General features: G+C 34.4%; 18 protein-coding genes, 2 tRNA genes and 1 pseudogene. 20 read left to right on the top strand and 1 reads right to left on the bottom strand.

Going from position 1 to position 21,897, the window contains the following annotated elements:
• Positions 1 to 58: 58 nt before the first annotated feature.
• The 11 genes and pseudogenes from HMPREF2603_RS13475 to fumC all read left to right on the top strand — a co-directional run bounded on the left by HMPREF2603_RS13475 (position 59) and on the right by fumC (position 9,757).
• Positions 59 to 133, top strand: a tRNA-Gly gene (locus HMPREF2603_RS13475).
• A gap of 6 nt (positions 134 to 139) precedes the next feature.
• A tRNA-Leu gene (locus HMPREF2603_RS12250) sits at positions 140 to 224 on the top strand.
• A gap of 514 nt (positions 225 to 738) precedes the next feature.
• Positions 739 to 1,797, top strand: a complete 1,059-nt coding sequence (locus HMPREF2603_RS12245) for a PTS sugar transporter subunit IIC (protein ID WP_002481302.1) — start codon at positions 739 to 741, stop codon at positions 1,795 to 1,797.
• 148 nt (positions 1,798 to 1,945) lie between these two features.
• Positions 1,946 to 3,421, top strand: a complete 1,476-nt coding sequence (locus HMPREF2603_RS12240; protein WP_023016265.1) for an ABC transporter substrate-binding protein/permease — start codon at positions 1,946 to 1,948, stop codon at positions 3,419 to 3,421.
• Entirely contained in the window at positions 3,414 to 4,136 is a 723-nt protein-coding gene (locus HMPREF2603_RS12235) for an amino acid ABC transporter ATP-binding protein (protein ID WP_060804858.1), read from the top strand. The genes HMPREF2603_RS12240 and HMPREF2603_RS12235 overlap by 8 nt, the downstream gene beginning before the upstream one ends.
• A 364-nt stretch (positions 4,137 to 4,500) precedes the next feature.
• Entirely contained in the window at positions 4,501 to 5,184 is a 684-nt protein-coding gene (locus HMPREF2603_RS12230) for an acetylglutamate kinase (protein ID WP_083297519.1), read from the top strand.
• A gap of 122 nt (positions 5,185 to 5,306) precedes the next feature.
• On the top strand, positions 5,307 to 6,431 hold the full coding sequence (gene queG, locus HMPREF2603_RS12225; protein ID WP_060804856.1) for a tRNA epoxyqueuosine(34) reductase QueG: 1,125 nt from the start codon (positions 5,307 to 5,309) through the stop codon (positions 6,429 to 6,431).
• 5 nt (positions 6,432 to 6,436) lie between these two features.
• Positions 6,437 to 6,908: pseudogene (gene trmL, locus HMPREF2603_RS12220) on the top strand (tRNA (uridine(34)/cytosine(34)/5-carboxymethylaminomethyluridine(34)-2'-O)-methyltransferase TrmL).
• Between the two features lie 156 nt (positions 6,909 to 7,064).
• Positions 7,065 to 7,664 (top strand): 6-phosphogluconolactonase, encoded by a 600-nt coding sequence (locus HMPREF2603_RS12215; protein WP_002481296.1) that lies wholly within the window; start codon positions 7,065 to 7,067, stop codon positions 7,662 to 7,664.
• Between the two features lie 132 nt (positions 7,665 to 7,796).
• On the top strand, positions 7,797 to 8,210 hold the full coding sequence (locus HMPREF2603_RS12210) for a hypothetical protein (protein WP_002481295.1): 414 nt from the start codon (positions 7,797 to 7,799) through the stop codon (positions 8,208 to 8,210).
• Between the two features lie 158 nt (positions 8,211 to 8,368).
• On the top strand, positions 8,369 to 9,757 hold the full coding sequence (gene fumC, locus HMPREF2603_RS12205) for a class II fumarate hydratase (protein ID WP_060804855.1): 1,389 nt from the start codon (positions 8,369 to 8,371) through the stop codon (positions 9,755 to 9,757).
• Between the two features lie 64 nt (positions 9,758 to 9,821).
• Here the strand turns inward: fumC and HMPREF2603_RS12200 are convergent, their stop codons facing one another.
• Positions 9,822 to 10,649 (bottom strand): RluA family pseudouridine synthase, encoded by an 828-nt coding sequence (locus tag HMPREF2603_RS12200; RefSeq protein WP_060804854.1) that lies wholly within the window; start codon positions 10,647 to 10,649, stop codon positions 9,822 to 9,824.
• 136 nt (positions 10,650 to 10,785) lie between these two features.
• On the opposite strand from HMPREF2603_RS12200, the gene HMPREF2603_RS12195 reads away from it, so the two are divergent.
• The 9 genes from HMPREF2603_RS12195 to yhaM all read left to right on the top strand — a co-directional run bounded on the left by HMPREF2603_RS12195 (position 10,786) and on the right by yhaM (position 21,880).
• Entirely contained in the window at positions 10,786 to 11,940 is a 1,155-nt protein-coding gene (locus tag HMPREF2603_RS12195) for a GAF domain-containing sensor histidine kinase (protein WP_060804853.1), read from the top strand.
• Positions 11,915 to 12,541: a response regulator gene (locus tag HMPREF2603_RS12190; RefSeq protein ID WP_023016258.1), complete on the top strand. Its 627-nt coding sequence runs from the start codon at positions 11,915 to 11,917 to the stop codon at positions 12,539 to 12,541. The genes HMPREF2603_RS12195 and HMPREF2603_RS12190 overlap by 26 nt, the downstream gene beginning before the upstream one ends.
• Positions 12,542 to 12,686: 145 nt before the next feature.
• The gene (locus tag HMPREF2603_RS12185; protein ID WP_070502119.1) at positions 12,687 to 13,949 is read left to right on the top strand and encodes a dicarboxylate/amino acid:cation symporter; all 1,263 of its coding nucleotides are present in this window, start codon (positions 12,687 to 12,689) and stop codon (positions 13,947 to 13,949) included.
• Between the two features lie 407 nt (positions 13,950 to 14,356).
• The gene (locus tag HMPREF2603_RS12180; RefSeq protein ID WP_002481289.1) at positions 14,357 to 14,821 is read left to right on the top strand and encodes an XRE family transcriptional regulator XdrA; all 465 of its coding nucleotides are present in this window, start codon (positions 14,357 to 14,359) and stop codon (positions 14,819 to 14,821) included.
• Positions 14,822 to 15,019: 198 nt separating this feature from the next.
• Positions 15,020 to 16,150 (top strand): DUF445 domain-containing protein, encoded by a 1,131-nt coding sequence (locus HMPREF2603_RS12175; protein ID WP_060804852.1) that lies wholly within the window; start codon positions 15,020 to 15,022, stop codon positions 16,148 to 16,150.
• Positions 16,151 to 16,281: 131 nt separating this feature from the next.
• Positions 16,282 to 16,635 (top strand): YlbF/YmcA family competence regulator, encoded by a 354-nt coding sequence (locus HMPREF2603_RS12170; RefSeq protein ID WP_002481287.1) that lies wholly within the window; start codon positions 16,282 to 16,284, stop codon positions 16,633 to 16,635.
• A gap of 183 nt (positions 16,636 to 16,818) precedes the next feature.
• Positions 16,819 to 18,009, top strand: coding sequence for a metallophosphoesterase family protein (locus HMPREF2603_RS12165; protein WP_002481286.1), 1,191 nt, complete (start codon positions 16,819 to 16,821; stop codon positions 18,007 to 18,009).
• A complete protein-coding gene (locus HMPREF2603_RS12160) occupies positions 18,006 to 20,942 on the top strand; it encodes an AAA family ATPase (protein WP_070463194.1) in 2,937 nt (978 codons plus the stop codon). The genes HMPREF2603_RS12165 and HMPREF2603_RS12160 overlap by 4 nt, the downstream gene beginning before the upstream one ends.
• A complete protein-coding gene (gene yhaM / locus HMPREF2603_RS12155; RefSeq protein ID WP_023016255.1) occupies positions 20,939 to 21,880 on the top strand; it encodes a 3'-5' exoribonuclease YhaM in 942 nt (313 codons plus the stop codon). The genes HMPREF2603_RS12160 and yhaM overlap by 4 nt, the downstream gene beginning before the upstream one ends.
• Positions 21,881 to 21,897 lie beyond the last annotated feature (17 nt).

Raw genomic sequence — 21,897 nt, 5'->3', positions numbered from 1 at the left:
CCTTCCCGGAACGAGGTATAGGTGTAAATCCTATTTTCCGCTCCATTTTTTATTTTATGCGGGAGTAGTTCAACTCTTAGAACACGTTCCTTCCCGGAACGAGGTATAGGTGTAAATCCTATCTTCCGCTCCATATTATGCCGGCGTGGCGGAATTGGCAGACGCGCGGGACTCAAAATCCCGTTCCAGCTGATGGAGTGCCGGTTCGATCCCGGCCGCCGGTACTGAAATAGAAACATTTCTAATGTTTTAAGAGTAGAATTCTTGATATATCAAGGTTTCTACTCTTTTTTTATATACTAAGTAACGTTTAAATATATATAATTTTGGTCACGTTATGGACACTTATAGTATTGTTAATCGATATTTTGATCATAGTTATTGATTATAAATAACTGGTTATATTTAAAGGCTTTACATTGACTGTTTCAAACTTTTTCATTAAGGCAATGACTATATTGACGTAAAGTAATATCTGTTGATGTATAGTCTGGACTTTTAAGATATTCAAGAATTACCTTGTTTATTCCATTCTAGAAGTGAAGCTGTTTTTAATTATCTGATACAAAAATTTAAAAAGTTATATAGAAAGCGCATTAACTATACTTATTAAATATATGATTTGATATGCATATGTAACTTTATGTTACCTTTGTTCCGTTTTTCGTATTGTTGCTTTGATAGAATTATTATAGAATAAAAGCAATAGTTAAAGAACGGAGGATAAATTTACATCTTATGGCTAAATCAGAGTTAAACACAAAAGTATTTTTTAGTAACATATTGAATGCGGTAGGAGCAGGCGTTGTAGTTGCTTTGTTACCGAACGCATTACTAGGTGAAATCCTTAAGTTTTTCATGAATGGAAATCATTATTTAGAATTAATTTTTCAAATCGTTATAGCAATACAATCTTTTATGGCGTTTATTATAGGTGTCTTAGCGGCACATCAATTTAAATTCAGCGGTCCGTCTGCTGTCATGATAGGGACTTCTGCAATGATAGGTTCTGGTGCAGTACAATTCACTTCGAAAGGCTTAGCTTTAAAAGGTATTGGGGATATTATCAATATCATTATCGTTGTGATGATTGCATGTGTGCTTGTATTGCTTTTAAGTGGTAAATTAGGTTCACTTGAAATGATCATTTTACCTGTAGTGATTCCTGTCGTTTCTGGTTTTATCGGTTTAATGATTTTACCATTTGTATCTCATATCACTAAAGCATTAGGTGCAATGATTCATTCATTTACGGAATTAAATCCATTATTGATGAGTATCTTAATCGCAATGACTTATGCTTTGTTAATGGTTACGCCAATTTCATTGGTAGCGATTGCGACTGCCATTTCGTTATCAGGCTTAGGCAGTGGTGCAGCAAACTTAGGTATCGTTGCAGCATGTGTAACATTCATTTGGGGCTCGTTGCCAGTCAATAAAGCAGGTGTCAATATCGTATTGATCATTGGTGCAGCTAAAATGATGATTCCTGTATATTTCAAACATTTGATTATCGCAGTACCATTAGCTTTAAATGGTTTAGTTGCTGGTCTTGTAGCATACTTTATCGGCATCCAAGGAACACCAATGTCAGCAGGATTTGGCTATACAGGACTTGTAGGCCCGATCAATGCGTTTAACCGAATGGAAGGCGATTCATTTACAAATATTGTATTATTAGCATTTGGTTACTTTATCATCCCATTTGTTTCTGGTTTTATTATCCATCAAGTATGTAAGAGAATTTTACCAGGTTATAACAATGAAATTTATAAATTTGATATACCTAAACAATAAATCTTTGGCCTTGTTCAAATCCGAACAAGGCTATTTTTATGCAGTTTTTTATATGAGTAACTCAAGTTTTCAGAAAATTTAAAAATACCTATTGCATATTGATACAACTATATGTATAATAATTCCATAAGTTAAGGAGGACATCGCTATGATACAACATAAAGCATTAAACATAATTAAAGTATTCATATGTACGGTATTTTTACTCGGCATCATTTTACCGCTATTTAATTTAAAGGCAAATGCTGAGGCACAAGACCCCGTATGGGAAAAGATTAAACAAAGAGGGGAATTAAGAGTAGGACTATCTGCTGACTATGCGCCATATGAATTCGAATCTTCGAAAAATGGAAAACGAGAATATGTCGGCATTGACGTTGAATTAGCTAAGAAAATTGCTAAAGACAATCATCTAAAGCTAAAAATTGAAAACATGTCATTTGATAGTTTACTAGGTGCTTTGAAAACAGGAAAAATCGATATGATTATTTCTGGAATGACACCAACACCAGAACGTAAAAAAGAAGTAGACTTCTCAGATTTTTATATGAAGTCTGGACAATCCATCATTGTTAAAAAAACTGAGATCGATAAATATAAATCATTACGTGATTTTGACAATAAAAGAATCGCAGCACAAAAACAAACGACTCAAGAGCAGTTAGCAAAAACAGAAATTGAAAATGCTGATGTTCACTCATTAACACGTCTACCAGAAGCAATCATGTCTTTAAAAAGCGGCAAAGTAGATGGTGCAATTATTGAAAGACCTGTAGCAGAGGCTTACTTACAACAAAATCCTGAATTAGGATTTGCGAAAGTTAAATTCCATGAACCTGATAAAGATAATTCAATTGCGATACCTAAAAATGCGCCGGTATTACTAGCGCAAGTAAACAAATCAGTTAAAGATGTAAAAGATCAAAACTTGATTCCGAAATATAAAGATATCGCAGCACAATCTATGGAAGAAGAAGGAAACTTCTTTACTAAGTACGGTTCATTCTTTTTAACAGGTATTAAAAATACAATTTTAATTTCTATAGTCGGTGTAGTATTTGGTGCTTTATTTGGCGCATTCTTCGCTTTAATGAAATTAAGTTCAATAAAACCTTTAAAATGGTTAGCTTCTGTATACATTGAATTTATCAGAGGTACACCATTACTTGTACAAGTATTCTTAGTGTTCTTCGGTACAACTGCTGTATTGGGTTGGGATATCTCAGCGCTAATTTGCGGTATGATTGCGATGGTTATCAACTGTGCTGCATATATTGCAGAAATAATTAGAGCGGGTATTAACGCTGTTGATAAAGGCCAAACAGAAGCAGCCAGAAGTTTAGGTTTAAGCTATGGCCAAACAATGAAAACAATTATTTTACCTCAAGCAATTAAAAATATTTTACCAGCATTAGGTAATGAGTTTGTGACAGTTATTAAAGAATCATCTATTGTGTCAGTTATCGGTGTCAGTGAGATTATGTTTAATGCCCAAGTTGTCCAAGGTGCATCTTTTGATCCATTTACGCCATTACTTGTAGCAGCAATTCTTTACTTTGTATTGACCTTTGTATTATCAAGAGTCATGAACTTCTTTGAAGGGAGAATGAAAGTCAGTGATTAATATTAAACATTTAAAGAAAAACTTCGGCAGTAATGAAGTTTTAAAAGACATTGAACTAGAAATTAATGCAGGAGAAGTAGTGGCGATTATAGGACCATCTGGTGGAGGTAAAAGTACTTTATTAAGATGTATTAATCTTTTAGAGCAACCAGATGGCGGTGAAATTAATTTTGAAGGTACTAATATTTTAGGTAAAGATGTGAAAGTAAATGAATTACGCCAAAAAATGGGCATGGTTTTTCAAAACTTCAATTTATTTCCGCATAAAACCGTCTTAGAGAATATCATGTTAGCACCGAAGTTACTAAAACATACAGATTCAACAAGTTTAAAACAAGAAGCACAAGAACTTTTAGATAAAGTAGGTTTATCAGATAAAGGAAATAGTTATCCAGCACAATTATCAGGAGGTCAGAAACAAAGGGTTGCGATTGCTAGAGCGTTGGCAATGCATCCAGATGTATTACTCTTTGATGAACCGACTTCTGCACTTGATCCAGAAGTAGTTGGAGATGTGCTTCAAGTTATGAAAGAACTTGCGAAAGAAGGCATGACCATGGTTGTGGTAACACACGAAATACAGTTTGCGCGTGATGTCAGTGACAAAGTGGTATTTATGGCAGATGGCATTGTAGCTGAAGCAGGTACGCCTTCACAAATTTTCGGTAATCCGCAAAATGAAAGAACGCAACAATTTTTAAAACGTGTATTATAACGAACAGCAAGCAGCCATGATGATGAATATAACGTTATTGTTTAGAGCAATGACCCTTTTAAACTAAATTAGTTATTTCATCATCTTCTTGCTGTGATGCTTAAATATATGTATCACTTTATAAAACATATCACCCAGTAAAAGACACATTTCTATACCTCTATTATAAAGATATTATGTTTACTGATTAACAAAAATCAAAATAGATTATGGCGTTAACTTTTTAAACCAGTTTAAAAGATATGTATAGGTATATGTCATTCAACTAGAGAAAGGGATAAAAGTGATTGATTCATGAAATTCATTGTTATACAAATCAGTGGTAGTATTATCAATCAATTAGCATCTACGACATTTAAACAAATTGCTGATCTTAGAAGTAAAGGACTGTATCCAATTTATTGTGCATGATGGCGGTCCGAAGGTAAACGAAGCGTTAAAAGAAAATGGTATTGAAGCGGAATATATCAATGGCATCAGGAAAATCAATCTTCCAACTTTGAATATTATAACCAATACTTTATTATGCAAAGTCAATGTTGACGTAGTGGAAGAAGCAAATAAAGTTGCACAAGATTTCATTGGCATTAACGGGGCGTATTTTCCAATATTTGATTGTCGTCCTATTTCTAAAGAACTAGGTTTCGTAGCCGAACCAGAAAATATCAATCGAGAAGTGTTTCAACAACTTTGCACGAATTATATTCCAGTCGTTGCTTCTATCGGTCGCTATCATAATCAATTTTATAGTATTAATGCAGAAACACTTGCTTATAAAATTGCCGCAACATTACAATCACCTTTAATCATTTTAAGTGATATACCAGGTGTACAAAATCAAGGTGAGGTTATTTCTGATATTCAACTTTCTGAATTAGACAAATTAATCAACTCTAAGATGATTAGTGATGATATGATTCCAAAGTTGAAAGACGCATCGAAAGCACTTAGTGCAGGCGTTAAAGAAATCGTGATTGCGCCAGGTTATGAAGAGAATGTTATGAGAAAGTATTTTGATGGACAACCCGTCGGCACAAAAATTTATTAATAATTATCAACAAGCTGATATCTACAGAAAGGTATCAGCTTTAATTTTTGAAGAAAATTTAACTTGTATCTATGTATTGTGTGTTAAAATACAAAATGGACCATGGATATGGAGGCATTATGGTGGATAATAAACAATTAAAAAAAGATATTATTGAATATGCCCATCAAATCGGGATAGACAGTATCGGTTTTACAACTGCTGATCCATTTGATGAGCTTAAACAAAAGTTAGTGGACTATCATGCCAAAGGATATGCATCTGGTTTTGAGGAATCAGATATTGAATTAAGAGTGAATCCTAAGTTGTCTATGCCGACTGCAAGATCCATTATTGCTATCGCAGTAGGTTACCCAAACAAATTGAAGGGTGCACCGAAAAGTGTTCGAGGCGATCGTAGAGGGATGTTTGCGCGTGCTTCATGGGGACAGGATTATCATACAATCATGCGAAAACGCTTGGATAAATTAGGTGAGTATATCAAGTCACGCGTACCTGATGTAGAAATGTTATCTATGGTAGATACAGGTGTATTATCAGATCGTGCTGTGGCTGAACGTGCCGGATTAGGTTTTACAGGAAGAAATGGCTTTGTTATCAATCCTGACTTAGGGACATGGACCTATTTAGGTGAAATGTTAGTCAGTATTCCATTTGAGCCAGACGACCCATTGCTCGACAGTTGTGGAGATTGTACGATTTGTGTTGACCGTTGTCCAACTGGTGCATTAGTTGGGAACGGACAATTAAACAGTCAGAAATGTATTTCATTCCTGACTCAAACAAAAGGTTATTTACCAGATGAATATCGCTATAAAATCGGCAATCGATTATATGGTTGCGATACGTGTCAGCAAGTGTGTCCTAAAAATAGGGGGATTAACACAGAACACGATGATATCGTTTTAGAACCTGAAATATTAAAACCACGTTTAATTCCTTTACTACAAATGAGTAATAAAGAATTTAAGAATACGTATGGACATTTAGCAGGTGCTTGGAGAGGTAAGAAACCAATTCAACGTAATGCGATTATCGCATTAGCACACTTTAATGAAACAGCTGCATTGCCAGAACTAAAAGAAGTAGCGTTAAATGATCCAAGACCGATGATTCGGGCAACTGCTTACTGGGCAATTGGCCAAATTGCAGGTGAGGATGAACGTGATTTTATCGAAGCACATCTCGCCGATGAATTAGATGAAGTACAAGAAGAAATGTTAAAAGGATTAGAAAAGAGGAATTAAGTAACATGACAAACCATGTCGTATTATATCAACCCCAAATTCCTGCAAATACAGGGAACATAGCTAGAACATGTGCAGGTACAGATGCACATTTACATCTAATTAAACCCCTAGGGTTCAGTACAGATGATAAAATGCTGAAACGTGCCGGCCTAGATTACTGGGTGCATGTGAATATTACTTATTATGAAAGTATTGAAGAGTTTTTTTGAGAAAACTGATGGACATTATTATCTCATCACTAAATTCGGTCAAACGACCTTTACTGATTTTGATTATTCAAATTCTGATGAAGATCATTATTTTGTATTTGGGCGTGAAACGACAGGGTTACCAGATTGGGTAAAAGAAAAATATGCTGAAACAGCATTAAGAATTCCGATGAACGATCATATTCGTTCATTAAACCTATCTAATACAGCCGCAATCTTAGTCTATGAAGCATTGAGACAACAGAATTATCCACATTTACATTAATGGATATTTGGGTTTGAGTGAAATCAATTAATGAAACAGGTATAATAGAATTAACTATTACGTGTATCTATTTCGTTTACTTCTTTTAAGAACAGGGTAAATAATGTAGCAATCGAAGTGATATACGAACTGAGAACAATTAGAGGAGTGTACATTATGGCAATGAACTTTAAGGTTTTTCCAACTGCAGATAAAGCTGCACGCTATTCTGCAGATATTATCAGAAAGACATTTAATAATAATCCGACAACAATCATGGGTGTGCATCTAGCAGATGACAACGCGCCTGTTTTAGAAGACTTAAAACAAAACGTGTTGCGTCACCCAGTTGATTTCAGTCAAATCAACATTTTAGATTATGATGACAACAAATCATACTACCAAACACTTGGTGTACCAGATTCACAAGTTTATGAATTATCATATAACGATGGTGTCGTTGATTTTATCGAAGAAAACATTAAGTCTAAAGAAAATAAAGCTAAATTCACATTACAAGTTTTAACTATTAATGATAAAGGCAACCTAGATGTTGCGGTAAAATCAGGTGTAATGCCTGCTCGTGAAGTTATTTTAGTTGTCACTGGTGCTGAAAAAGCTGACTTAGTGAACAAATTATATAACGAAAACGGCAACTCAAGCTATGTCCCATCTGATTTAAAAGCACACCGTATGGTGAATGTTATTTTAGATGAAGCAGCAGCAGCTGGTTTACCAGAGGATGTACGTCAGTACTTCACTGAACGCTTCGCTTAAGCTGAATAATGCATTATCAATAATTCCGAGTTATGTTGATGAATTGAAACATAACTCGGATTTTAATTTGTATTCAGAGTGTATTTCCTTTATTATTTTGTTGAATGAGTAATTTCAGAAAGGAACATTTCCATGCAAAATCTACATAAACATTGGAAACTCTTAATGTTAGCTACTGTAATTTTTGGATTGTTATCTATCAAAGGTTTTCCAATTGCGTTAGGCGCACTATATTTACCAGTACTCTTTCGTGTAGTCAAACTACAAATGAATTTATCTGAAGGATTAGTAAGTCAACGAGATCCGCAAATGTTTATCAAGAGTAACCAAAAAGGTGTCATTATCAGTGTGATTTGTTGTATTGCGATTACATTTATTTTATTTAAGCCTTTAGGTGATTTTTATAACAGTTTAACGGGCTTTTTAGGAACATTGATTAACATCAGTCCTATTTTATTAGTAATCAGTATTATTTTATATATTTTAACTGCTGTTGCGGTTATTAAAGCTGTTAAACTTCACTTTAAAAGTGTTGAAACTAAATAATATGTATATATAAGGAGTCTAGCTCACTAGGCTCTTTTTTTTAATACGTTTTTAAGTCATAGTCAGACATGAAAGCGTTAACTATATAGAGATTTAATTTAAAAACATTTAATGCTATACTTATGATAAATACCAATCATAAAGGGGAGACAAGTCAAATGTCAGTAAGAATTGAACATGATACATTCGGAGAAATTGAAGTACCTGGTGATAAGTTCTGGGGTGCACAAACTGAAAGAAGTAAACGTAATTTCCCAGTAGGTAAAGAGCGTATGCCGATTGAAGTGGTATACGGCTTTGCACAATTAAAACGTGCAGCAGCATTAGCTAACTTTGAATTAGGTAAATTAAGTGAAGCGAAAAAAGACGCAATTGTCTTTGCGTGCGATCGTGTAATTAAAGGGGAACTCGATGAACACTTCCCACTTGTTGTATGGCAAACAGGAAGCGGAACGCAAAGTAATATGAACGTCAACGAAGTAGTCAGCTATGTAGCTAACGATTACTTGAAAAAACATGGCAGTGAAGAAACAGTACATCCAAATGATGACGTGAATAAATCACAAAGTTCTAATGATACTTTCCCAACTGCAATGCATGTTGCGTTATATCATGAAATTGAAGCTAACTTAGAACCAGCATTAAAACAATTACGTGATACATTTGCGAAAAAAGAAAAAGATTTCCATGACATTATCAAAATTGGTCGTACACATTTACAAGATGCGACACCAATTCGCTTAGGTCAAGAAATCAGTGGTTGGCGTTATATGCTTGATAAATGCGACCAATTATTAGGTGAATCTAAAGCGCATTTATTAAGTTTAGCAATCGGCGGTACTGCAGTAGGTACAGGTATTAACGCACACCCTAAATTCGGTGATATGGTTGCTGCGAATATTAAAGAAAATACAGGCTATCCATTTGTATCTTCTGAAAATAAATTCCATGCATTAACAGCACATGATGAAGTGGTTCAATTGCATGGTTCATTAAAAGCTTTAGCAGCTGATTTAATGAAAATCGCAAATGATATTCGCTGGTTAGCATCTGGTCCAAGAGCTGGATTAGCTGAAATCAGCATTCCTGAGAACGAACCAGGTTCTTCAATCATGCCTGGTAAAGTTAACCCGACACAATGTGAAATGTTAACAATGGTTTCTGTACAAGTAATGGGTAACGATACGGTAGTTGGCATTGCCGCTTCTCAAGGTAACTTTGAACTAAACGTATTCAAACCAGTAATCATGGACAACACATTACAATCTATCTATTTACTCGCAGACGGTATGCGTACATTTGATGAAAACTGTGCGCAAGGTATTGAACCAATCGAAGAAAATATCGAACAGTATCTAAACCGTTCATTAATGTTAGTAACTGCTTTAAACCCGCATATCGGTTATGAAAAAGCAGCTAAAATTGCGAAAAACGCACACAAACAAGGTATTACACTAAAACAATCAGCTATTGATTCTGGCTATTTAACAGAAGAACAATTTGATGAGTGGATCAAACCAGAAAACATGGTTGAACCAAAAGAATAATCAATTATCAAAAGATAAATTAAAATTAAGTAAACAAAAATGGAGAGGGCATTTGCCTTCTCCATTAATTTTTGTCATCCAATGAAACAGAAATCTTTTCTTTCGTTAACGGATGTACAAATTCAATTTTATGACTGTGTAAACGTAATTGACGTAATTTAGAATCACCATATAAAGGATCTCCAATAACTGGATGGCCGATTGCGGCTAAATGTACACGGATTTGATGTGTACGTCCTGTGTCCAATTTAATATCCAGTTCACATTCATTTTCTTTTAACATACGTGCATCTAAGATATGAGTGATGGCTTGTTGCCCCGTCGGTGAAACACGTCTGCGGTTAGGGTGGAACTTGTCTTTACCGATAGGTTTATCGATAGTTTGCGGTTTAAGCGGTAGTAAGCTTTTAACTACTGCTTTATAAATACGTGATATTTGATTTTCCTCTAACATGCGATCTAGTAATTTTTTCATCAATGGATTTTTCGCCACAATCAGTAAACCGACTGTTTCTTGATCTAGGCGATGAATAGGTTCTGCATAATCACTATCAAGTGTATATATGACATGATTCATCAATGTATTGCTTTCTTTTAAGTCGTTAGGATGTGTTTTTACCCCTTTAGGCTTTTTGATTATCGCAATGTCTGCGTCTTCATAATAGACATCTGCGTAACGGTAACTTGGTAAATAATTACTTGTTTCATTTGGAGTCGGGACAAACACTTGATCTCCTTGTTGCACTTTTGCTGAAAGCTGTGCAGGTTCTTGATTAATGGTAATGGCTTTTGACATATTTAATTGATGCAGTTCTTTCTTCGGTAATTTCACATCTTGGAAAATTTCTCTTAATGTATAGCCGTTATATTGTTCAGGTACTTTAAATTCCATAACTTCCTCCTCGATTATTACTTAATATCATAACATATTCTGCGTTGTGATAGTTGCGTGTGCAAGTGGAATGCTATCGTTATAGAGATTGAATCGGTATAATAAAAATAGATTATAGATAAGAGAGGTGAACACTGTGGTTAAACCGACACGTTTGGCATTATTAAAAGAAATTGCAGAATATCTGAATGAAGAAACAGAAATTTATACTATGATGCATGGCGCATTAAAGCTGCTCATTGAAGGCAGTGCATTTACAACAGGCTGGATTTTCTTCATCAATGAAGCTGGAGAACATGAAATGGCAGCTGATTACCAATTACCACGTTCTTTAATGAAACATGATTGCCAAAGTATGCGAGAAGGCACTTGTTGGTGTGTACAAGCTTATCACAGTGAAAAGTTGATGAAAGCCTCTAATATTATTCATTGTTCAAGAATCAGTGCCGCAAATCAAGAATACGCTGATGAATCTGGAGGCATTACACATCATGCGACAGTTCCGCTACGTTCAGGTAATGAACGATTTGGTTTATTAAATGTAGCTTCTCCTGATACAGTAAAGTATTCAGAAGAAGATTTAGAACTATTAGAATCTGTTGCATTTCAAATCGGTTCTACGATTAAGCGTATTGAATTAACGAATAAAGAGAAAGAAGCGGCACGTTTGAACGAACGAAACCGACTGGCACGTGATTTACACGACTCTGTCAATCAGATGTTATTTTCATTGAAGCTGACTGCACATGCAGCACATGGTATGACAGAAGAACCTATAGCGAAAAAAGCTTTCGAAACAATTGAGACTACAAGTCAGCAGGCTGTAAATGAAATGAGAGCTTTGATTTGGCAGTTAAAACCAATCGGGTTAGAACATGGTCTAGTGAGTGCATTGAAACAATACAGTCATTTAATCGGCATTCAGCCAGAGATAGAAGTAGAAGGCCTTATTGACCTGTCTAGCAGTGTTGAAGAGCATAGTTATCGTATATTGCAAGAAGCGATGAATAATATTAAAAAGCATGCACAAACGAATCATGCACATGTACTCTTGCATCAACATGAAAATAAGTTTGATATGGTAATCTCAGATAAGGGCGCTGGTTTTAATCCTGACTGGATTGACCAAACCTCCCATGGTATTTATAATATGCGTCAACGTATCAAACAAATACAAGGAAAAATGGAGATAAATTCTAAATTGGGACAAGGGACAACAATACGCTTAAGTGTACCATTGACTCAAACAGAGAAGGAGACAAAACATGAATCAAGTCGTTTTGATAGATGATCATTACATTGTACGTCAAGGTTTGGAATTTTTGATTTCAACCATTGATGATTTAGCCGTACAAGGTTCTTTTGCGAACGGCAAGGCATTTATAGCTGAGTTAGAACAAAGTGGACAACATCCTGATATTGTACTGCTTGATTTAGTAATGCCTGAGATGAATGGTATTGAAGTGACAGAATATCTTAAATCACATTATCCTGAAATCAAAATATTAGTGTTAACCAGTTATGCGGATGATGAACATGTGATTTCAGCAATTAATAAAGGGGCAGACGGATATGAAATGAAAGATGTCGAGCCTGAGCAACTGATTACATCTATACATAAAGTTTTGCAAGGAGAAAAAATCATACACCCTGAAGTACAAAAAGTGATGGAAGATGTAGCGAAAAAACCGCATCATGTCAATAAACTCTCTAATCGTGAAAAAGACGTCTTAAAAGAAATGGCAAAAGGTAAAACGAACCGCGAAATCGCTGAAGCTTTATATGTCTCTGAAAAAACGATTAAAACACATGTCAGTCACATTTTCTCTAAATTACAAGTCAGTGACCGTACACAAGCTGCTATTTATGCAATGGAAAATAAACTTATCTAATTCAACATTAAACGTATTTGAAAGGTTAGTCTAATAACTTTCATATACGTTTTTTTATTTTGTGAAAAACAGCACAATAAAATGTATATTTACTATTTATGTAAAATTAGACTATAATAGAACTATACAAAGGGGGATGAGACATATGAAGAGTAAAAAGTTAACAATGAACATTGTCATTGCACTTGTAGCAGGGATTATTATCGGATCCATTTGCGACATTTATGCAGACACAAGTTTAGTAAAAGGGGTAGACCAATATTTCTTTAACACAGTAGGTCAAATATTTCTAAACTTAATCTTTATGCTCGTAGTACCAGTCGTATTTGTATCGATTGTATTAGGGGTAGTTGGTGTCGGTGATCCGAAATTATTAGGCGGTATCGGCTTAAAAACACTAGTGTTTTTCTTATGTACGACAGCGATTGCGATTACAATTGCGATTGTATTGGCATTAGTGGTAAAACCAGGCGCAGGCCATTCAGACTTAATGAAAAGTACCGAGGTAGCTTCATATCAAAAAACGTTAGATAAACAAAGTGAAGGGGCAGAAGCACCGGCAAATCAAACTTTAATCAATCTGTTTCCAAAAAATCCAATTGAATCGATGACTCAAGGTAATATGTTGCAAGTGATTACGTTTTCGATTTTCATTGGGATCGGGATGATGGTATTAGGTGATAAAGCTTTAGTCGTCCGACAGTTTTTTGAACAATTTAACGAGATACTGATGTATATTATTTCAATGATTATGCGTGTGTTTGCGCCGATTGGAACGTTCTGTTTAGTAGCACATGCATTTACAGGAGCTGGACTTGGTGCAATCAAACAACTAGGTTTATACTTCATTGTTGTATTAGCTGCTTTAATTCTACATTTCTTCTTAATTTATGGCGGTACAATCAAATTTATCGCTAAAGACAGCCCAATCAAATTCTTTAAAGGATTTATTCCAGCGATTACGATTGGTTTCGGCGGTTCAAGTTCTAATGCGGCACTGCCAGTTTCAATGGAATGTACCAAGAAAATGGGGGTACGACCAGCTATTGCGTCGTTTGTACAACCGCTTGGTGCAACTATCAATATGGATGGTACGGCTATCATGCAGGGGGTTGCAACCGTCTTTATCGCACAAATTTCAGGTGCGCAACTAACAATCTTACAAATTTTAACAGTGATTGTGATTGCGGTCATTGCAAGTATCGGTACAGCAGGGGTGCCTGGTGTAGGGTTAATTATGTTAGCAATGGTACTTACAGCTGTTGATTTAAATCCTGCCGCAATTGGTATTATTATTGGTATTGACCGACTCTTAGACATGACACGTACAGCTGTAAATATTACAGGGGATGCAGCATGTGCGTTTATGATTTCTAAGCAAGAAGATAGAAAAGCAATCAGTTCATAGTATATGACAGGGGATTGAGATGTTCTAGCAACGTCTCGGTCTTTTTTTATTTTGTGAAAATATGACTTAACTGTGAAAAGAATATTTCTACTTTAAGGTAAAATTAACTTAAAATGTAAAAATCACTTGAAATATCGCAAATTTTCGCCATAATAGAATAAGGGTATAAAACCACCAGATCAAGCGTAACCAATTCCGTTAAAATGTAAGGAATTGGCAAATATATAACTTATGACGTGTTTGATTATTTAGACAATTTCGGCTTTATCAAAATACGTCATAAAAGCAAAATTCGCTCTTTTAATTTTTCGCATTTTGTATTAAGATGTAATTTGTGTTTCAAGAATTGTGTATTATTGCAATTTCTTGCGTACGGAAAGATTACACAATAGAAAGGTAGAGTAATAATGGACAGACAAAGTTTTACAGATTTAATTCAAACTAAGTTCAAGATGGTGAGAATAGAAGCGGGCTACACTCAAGATACGATGGCTCAAACAATCGGACTATCAAAGAAAACACTCGTACAAATTGAGAAAGAACGCGTTTTACCAAACTGGACTACATGTGTTTCAATTTGCGCTTTATTCAGAGACTCTGATGTCTTAAATAGTACTTTTGGATGTGACCCCCTTGAAATCGTCCAAACAATTTCTAGAAATCACTGTGCATATCCTAAACATGCCACAACAAGTGATATCTACTGGAATACATTAGATTCTAAAAATGGATTTATCCTGCAAAGTAATAAAGTCAGTGAAATCTACCGTGTATTAAATCAAAACAAACAACCTATTTTTGGTACTTCTAAATTAAGAGAAGCTGAAACATATTTCGGAAGAATCTCTAAAGATGAATTAGTACATGCTTAATTCAATACGATAAATAAGTGATAACAGAATCTCTAATAGAGGTTGATACACTTTTTATCCCATGTATGACTTTACTTAAAAGATTGATGGCGTTATTCCATCAATCTTTTTTTGCGTTTAGAAACATCTGAATTGTGAATGTAAAGAGATATATTGTAATATTAAACCTACGAGTGATTGAAAAGGAGATAAAAAATTATGCACGCATTTTTCGTCATATTATTTATGATTGTAATTGGCGCAATTATTGGCGGTGTCACGAATATCATTGCGATCAAAATGTTATTCCATCCGCAAAAAGCTTATCATATCGGAAAGTGGCGTATTCCATTTACACCTGGATTAGTACCTAAACGTAGAGAAGAAATCGCGAATAAAATTGGTCGCGTTATTGAAGAACATTTAATTACTGAAGCACTGATTAAAGAAAAAATCAGTTCAGCGAGTGCAAGACAAGCAATTGAAGGATTTATTTCACAGCAAATCAATAAACTAAGCAGTGATCGTGCAACTTTGCAAAACTTTGCGCAATCATTAGATATAGATTTTGAAACAGCAGCGCAGCAAAAGGTTCAGCAACTGATTGAAGATAAGTTGCAACAATACTATCAAGAACATGGTCAATCCGAATTGCGCACTTTAATACCTGAGGCATTGGAAGCGGAGATAGATGAGAAAGTCGAAAGTTTAACACCATTACTGTGTGATCGTGCACGCATCTATTTGTCTTCTCAAAAAGGGGAACAAGATATCTATAATATGTTAGATACTTTCTTTGAGGAGAAAGGTAAAATTGTCGGCTTGCTTGAGATGTTTATGACAAGAGCGAGCATTGCTGAGCGTATTCAAGTGGAATTGATTCGTTTAACAAATCATCCGAAAGCACGTCAAATTGCAGCACAGTTGATTAGAAATGAGTACCAAACATTAAAAGGTAAACACTTGAATCAAGTCTTATCACAAGCGCAATTTACAAATATCAAAGATAAAATGACTCCAATTATGATGGCGTATATCGATATCCCTCATAAAGCGAACCAACCAATTTCTGAATTAGCACCTGGCTTAGTACAGTATGCTCAAGCACATGCAGCAAGCTTTATTACCGATTTAATTGTAAATAAAGCAGCGGAGCATATTTCATCAATTATGAAACAAGTAAATTTAAGTGCGATTGTTGAAGAACAAATCAATTCATTCGACTTAGACTATATTGAACGTTTGATTATTGAAATTGCGAATAAGGAATTAAAATTAATCATGATGCTCGGATTCTTACTTGGAGGAATTATTGGTTGTTTCCAAGGTATTATTGCATTATTCGTTTAAAATGAATCGTGTTGGGAATGTGATTAGTGGCAGTTAATAAGAAATTGGGTAAATGTTTCGACACTGTTATATATTTATGTTATGTTTATTGACGACGTAGTAAAACAATAACTTATAGGAGTGAATTTGAAATGGCAGTAGATTTAAAAGAACAAGCACAAAAATTAGAAGAGGCTTTAAGAGAAAGCAATGAGTATCAAGCAATTAAAGATGCTTATGACAAAGTTAAAGCTAACGAAGAATCTAAAAAGTTATTCGATGAGTTCCGTGAAACACAATTGAAATTCCAACAAATGCAAATGCAAGGACAACAAATCGAAGAAGAAGACTTACAAAAAGCTCAAGAGCAAGCACAAGCAATTGAAAAAGACGAAAACATTGCTGAATTAATGCAAGCTGAACAACAAATGAGCCAAGTTTTCCAAGAAATCAACCAAATCATCGTAAAACCTTTAGATGAAGTTTACGCTGAAGGCGAACAATAATAATTAGACATTTTAACTGTCGGGTGACTTCACCCGGCAGTTTTTTCATGTTTTTGTTATCTGTGTTCTTTAGACGCATAGCAGGCGACTATGGTAAAATAAGATGATACTTTGATTACAAATCAATTGAATTTACATAATTTATATAGAATTTGGATTATATGAAAAAGGAGCTTACTATATATGGTGAAATTTATTCATTGTGCAGATTTACACCTAGATAGCCCGTTTAAAACGCATAGCCATTTAAGTGAAAACATTTATGAAGATGTGAAAAAGAGTACGTATGAAAGTTTTAAGACACTTGTTAATTTCGCATTACAAGAAGAAGTTGATTTTATCGTCATAGCCGGTGATGTCTTTGATGATCATAACCGTACGTTAAGAGCTGAAGTATTTTTAAAAGAACAATTTGAACGCTTAAAGAAAGAGCAGATATTTGTTTATATGTGTCATGGAAATCATGATCCACTATCAGATAGTGTTGTAACAGACTGGCCAGAAAATGTTTCAGTGTTTGATAAAAATGTTGAGACGTATCAAACCATTACAAAGAATGGTGAAAAGATTTTATTACATGGTTTCAGTTATCAAGATCATGCAAGTTACGAAAACAAATTAGATGAGTATCCTTCTAGCCAAGGAGAGAAAGGCCTGCATATTGGTGTACTGCATGGTACCTATAGCAAATCCTCTACGAAGCACCGTTATACTGAATTTCGATTAGAAGATTTAAACTCTAAACTTTATCATTACTGGGCACTCGGCCATATTCATGAACGTCAACAAATTAATGATATGCCACCGACGTACTATCCTGGTAATATACAAGGCCGTCATTTCAATGAAATGGGAGATAAAGGTTTTCTACTTGTAGAAGGGGACGAATTTAAATTAAATGTTGAATTTGTACCTTCACATTTTATTCGTTTTGATGAAATTAAAATTGAAACAAAACAAACAACAAAGCAAGGCATTTATGATGTGGTACAAAAATTTAAAAATCAAGTCAGAAAACAAGGTAAAGCTATCTATAGAGTTTATTTAGAGATTGATAGTGATGAGCCTGTGTCTTCTCAAGATTTAATGCAAGTGGAAGCAATGTTGAAAGAATACGAAGAAAATGAAAATAACTTCGTGTTTATTGAATCTTTAATTGTTTCTTATAAAGATGATGACACAAGACCACTTGAGCATGAATTTTCTCAAGAATTGAAAGCTGATGACGCAATTTTTACAAATGCGATGAGTGATCTTTACCTAAATCCTAAAGCAACTAAGTTTTTAGATAACTATGATGACTTTGATAAGGTAGAATTGATTAATCGTGCAGAGGCATTGCTTAAGTCAGGTTTAAGAGGTGAGCAATCATGAAGATTTTAGCATTAGATATTTATGGTTATGGTAAGTTCGTTGAAAGAACAATTAAATTTAATAAGTCATTAACACAAATATATGGTGAGAATGAAGCGGGTAAATCAACAATCCAAGCTTTTATCCATTCAATTTTATTCGGCTTTCCGACTAAAAGAGAAAACGAACCGCGTTTTGAACCGAGATTAGGTAACCAATATGGCGGCAAGCTTTATTTGAAGTTAGATGATGGACAAGAAATCCAAGTTGAACGTGTGAAAGGTGCAGCGCAAGGTGATGTTAAAGTCTATCTTGAAAATGGCGGTATCCGTGATGAAGAATGGCTGCAAAATAAATTAAATTATATCGACAAGAATACATATAAAGGCATTTATTCTTTCGATGTTTTAGGTTTACAAAATATCAATCGCAATATGGATGAGAAACAACTTCAAGAATACTTGTTGCAAGCAGGTGCTTTAGGATCCACGCAATTTACAACCATGAGAGAACAATTAGAAGCACAAAAAGCAGCGTTATATAAACGTTCAGGGAAGAATCCTGTCATTAATCAGCAATTAGAGCAATTAAACGATTTACAAAACCAAATCAGAGCGCATGAAAGCGAATTGGAATCTTATCATAGTCTGATTGATGAAAGAGATAAAGCTGAACGTCGTTTAGATCATCTTCAACAAAACTTGATGCAATTATCTAAGATGCATGAAGCGAAACAAAAAGAATTAGCATTATTAGATCAAGCGCAAGAATGGAAAGCACTAGAGCATGAATTGAACATCGAACCGCTAGACTTCCCAGAACAAGGGATTGAGCGATATGAAGCATCTAAAGCACGTAAAGATCAGTTGAAGAAAGATATCAGCCTACGCCAAGAAAAATTAACGCAGTTACAACAAGAAAATGAACAAATTGATGTCCCAAAACAATCTGATATCGATGCGTTAAATAATATCGCTAAACAAGAAAATGACATTAAACAAAAAGAAACACAACTACAAGCTTTGAATAAAGAGATTGAAGATAAATCAAGAGAAATCGAAGGTCTTAAATCTAATATTGGTTGGCAAGAAGATCACGATAATATAGATACTTCTGAAAGTATGAAAAGCTTCGTCAGCAAGCAAATTGCGAAGAAACAAGATCAAGCCTCATACATGACTCAATTAGAACGTACTTTAGAAGAACAACAAATAGAACAAGCAAACAACGAAGAAGAAAAGCAACAAGTTGAAGATGTGCTCGTTTCTGATGAAGTATTTGAGAAGAAAAAAGAATATAATCAAAAGTCCATTGAGTTAAATGAAAAGAAAAATCTTTATCAAAAAATGAAAGAAGCTTTTGATTCAGAACAGGCTGAACGAAATCGTAAACAAAAAACAACAAGAATTATCTTTATTGTATTAGCAATTGTCAGTGCTGGTTTAGCAGTCTTCTCATTTGCGACACAAGCACTTTTATTTGCGATTATCTTCGCTGTTGCTGCGGTAGGCTTTGTAGTAGGTGCGATTTTATTCAAGTCATCAGAAATCGGTCATAGTGAAACATTCTCTAATGAAATTTCACAATTAGAACAAGAGAATGCAGCACTCGAAGATAAATATGACTTAGACTTTGATTTAGATGATCAAGCTCGCTTGAGAAATCAACATCATAGTGTAGATAAATCTATCGGTATTTTGAATTCTAAAATTGAGTTGACTGAAGATAAGTTAGCAGAAGCACAACAAAATCATGAACGTTTTGACCAAAATATTCAGGAAGTCAAAGCTGATTTACATGTTTCAGAAAAAATGTCAGATGATTTATTGATTGACGGTATTAAAACAATCGAACGTATTCAATCGTTAAAACAACGTGTTTCTGAATTACAAGAACAACATTCTGTATTGAAATCAGAAGTTGATGCGTTCTATGATCATGCGCAAGCAGTGACAAAAAATCAAATCAGTGATTTTAAATCAGCTGCACTCTTCCATGATACAAATCGTTGGTTGAAACAAGCAGAAGAAAATCAAACAAGATGGAATCGCAATGATGAAGACATTCAACTTTTAACTAATGAACTGAAACAGTTGAATGAGCGTTTAGATGAACATAATCAATCTATTAACAGCTTATTTGATTTTGTGAAAGTTGGGGATGAGGAAGCATATTATCGTTACCATCATCGTTATGTGACTTACAAAGATAATCACAGTAGATATCAAGATCTTAATAAATATTTAGAAAATCAAAATATGATGTACGATGAAGCATCTGATTTAAGTGATAAAACAAAAGTACAGTTAGAAGAAGAAAATAACAGATTAGCTTCACAAGTTGATGAATATAATGATAAGTATCTTACGTTACAATCAGAAGTCAGCGATTTAACTGCACAAATCAAACATATGGAAACTGATGATACATTAACGCAATTACGTCATCGTTACTATATGCTTAGAAATCAAATGAATGAAAATGCGAAAGATTGGGCAAGCCTCAGCTATTTACAAGCGTTAGTAGATGCACATATCAAACAAATTAAAGATAAGCGTTTACCACAAGTCATTGATGAAGCTACTGAAATCTTTAAACAATTGACGCATGATAATTATACGCAAGTCACATATGAAAATGAGGATGTCAGAGTTAAACATCGTAATGGTCAAATGTATCAGCCAAATGAAATCAGTCAATCAACGAAAGAAGCGCTATACATTGCCTTGCGTTTAAGTTTAATCAAAATTTTGAAACCTTATTATTCAATGCCAATCATTATCGATGATGCCTTCGTTCATTTTGACAAGCATCGTAAAGGTGCTATGATAGACTACTTGAAATCTTTATCAGCAGAATATCAAATTTTATACTTTACATGTTCAAAAGATAATAATATTCCTGCTAAACAAACAGTTATTTTAGAAAAACTAGAAGAAGGAGGCAAAAAATGAGAAATGTAGAAAAGCTTCAACCTGGAGATTCGGTAGATCATTTTTTCTTAATCCATCGAGCTGCTCAGGGTGTTACTGCGCAAGGCAAAGACTATATGACTTTGTATTTACAAGATAAAAGCGGTGAAATTGAAGCTAAAGTATGGACAGTAACAAAGCAAGATATGGAAGTCCTAAAACCAGAAACAATCATTCATGCTAAAGGCGATGTGATTAATTATCGTGGCCGTAAACAAATGAAAGTAAATCAGTTTAAATTAGCAGAACCTGCTGATGGATTATCAGCCAAAGATTTCATTGATGGTGCGCCGTTAACACCAGATCAAATCAAAGAACAAATTGATTACTTTTTATTGGAAATTGAAAATAGTAAACTTCAACGTCTAACAAGGCATATGTTGAAAAAACATCATGACACGTTTTATGTCTTTCCAGCTGCAAGTTCCTTTCATCATAACTTTGCGAGCGGTTTAAGTTATCATGTTTTAACGATGCTGAAGATAGCTAAAAGTTTATGCGATATCTATCCGATGTTAAATAAAAGTTTGTTATATAGTGGCGTGATTTTACATGATATCGGTAAAGTTAAAGAGTTAAGCGGACCGGTTGCAACGTCATATACGGTTGAAGGTAACTTATTAGGCCATATCTCTATCGCAAGTGAAGAAGTGACAAAAGCTGCAGAAGAGTTAGGTATTGAAGGTGAAGAAGTGATGTTGCTAAAACATATGATTTTATCACATCATGGTAAACTAGAATATGGTTCACCTAAATTACCGATGCTGAAAGAAGCAGAAATTCTAACGTACATCGATAATATCGATGCTAGAATGAATATGTTTGAGAAAGCTTTCAAGAAAGCGAGAAAAGGACAGTTCACTGAACGTTTATTTGCAATGGAAAACAGACAATTTTATAATCCAGAGAGTTTAGATTAATCTATCTCTTAACAATA

The sequence above is a fragment of the Staphylococcus sp. HMSC055C03 genome (assembly GCF_001809385.1).
Taxonomy (GTDB): Bacteria; Bacillota; Bacilli; order Staphylococcales; family Staphylococcaceae; genus Staphylococcus; species Staphylococcus simulans.
The sequence above is the reverse complement of the archived record's forward strand: the minus strand, read 5'-3'. Positions and strand labels throughout refer to the sequence as shown.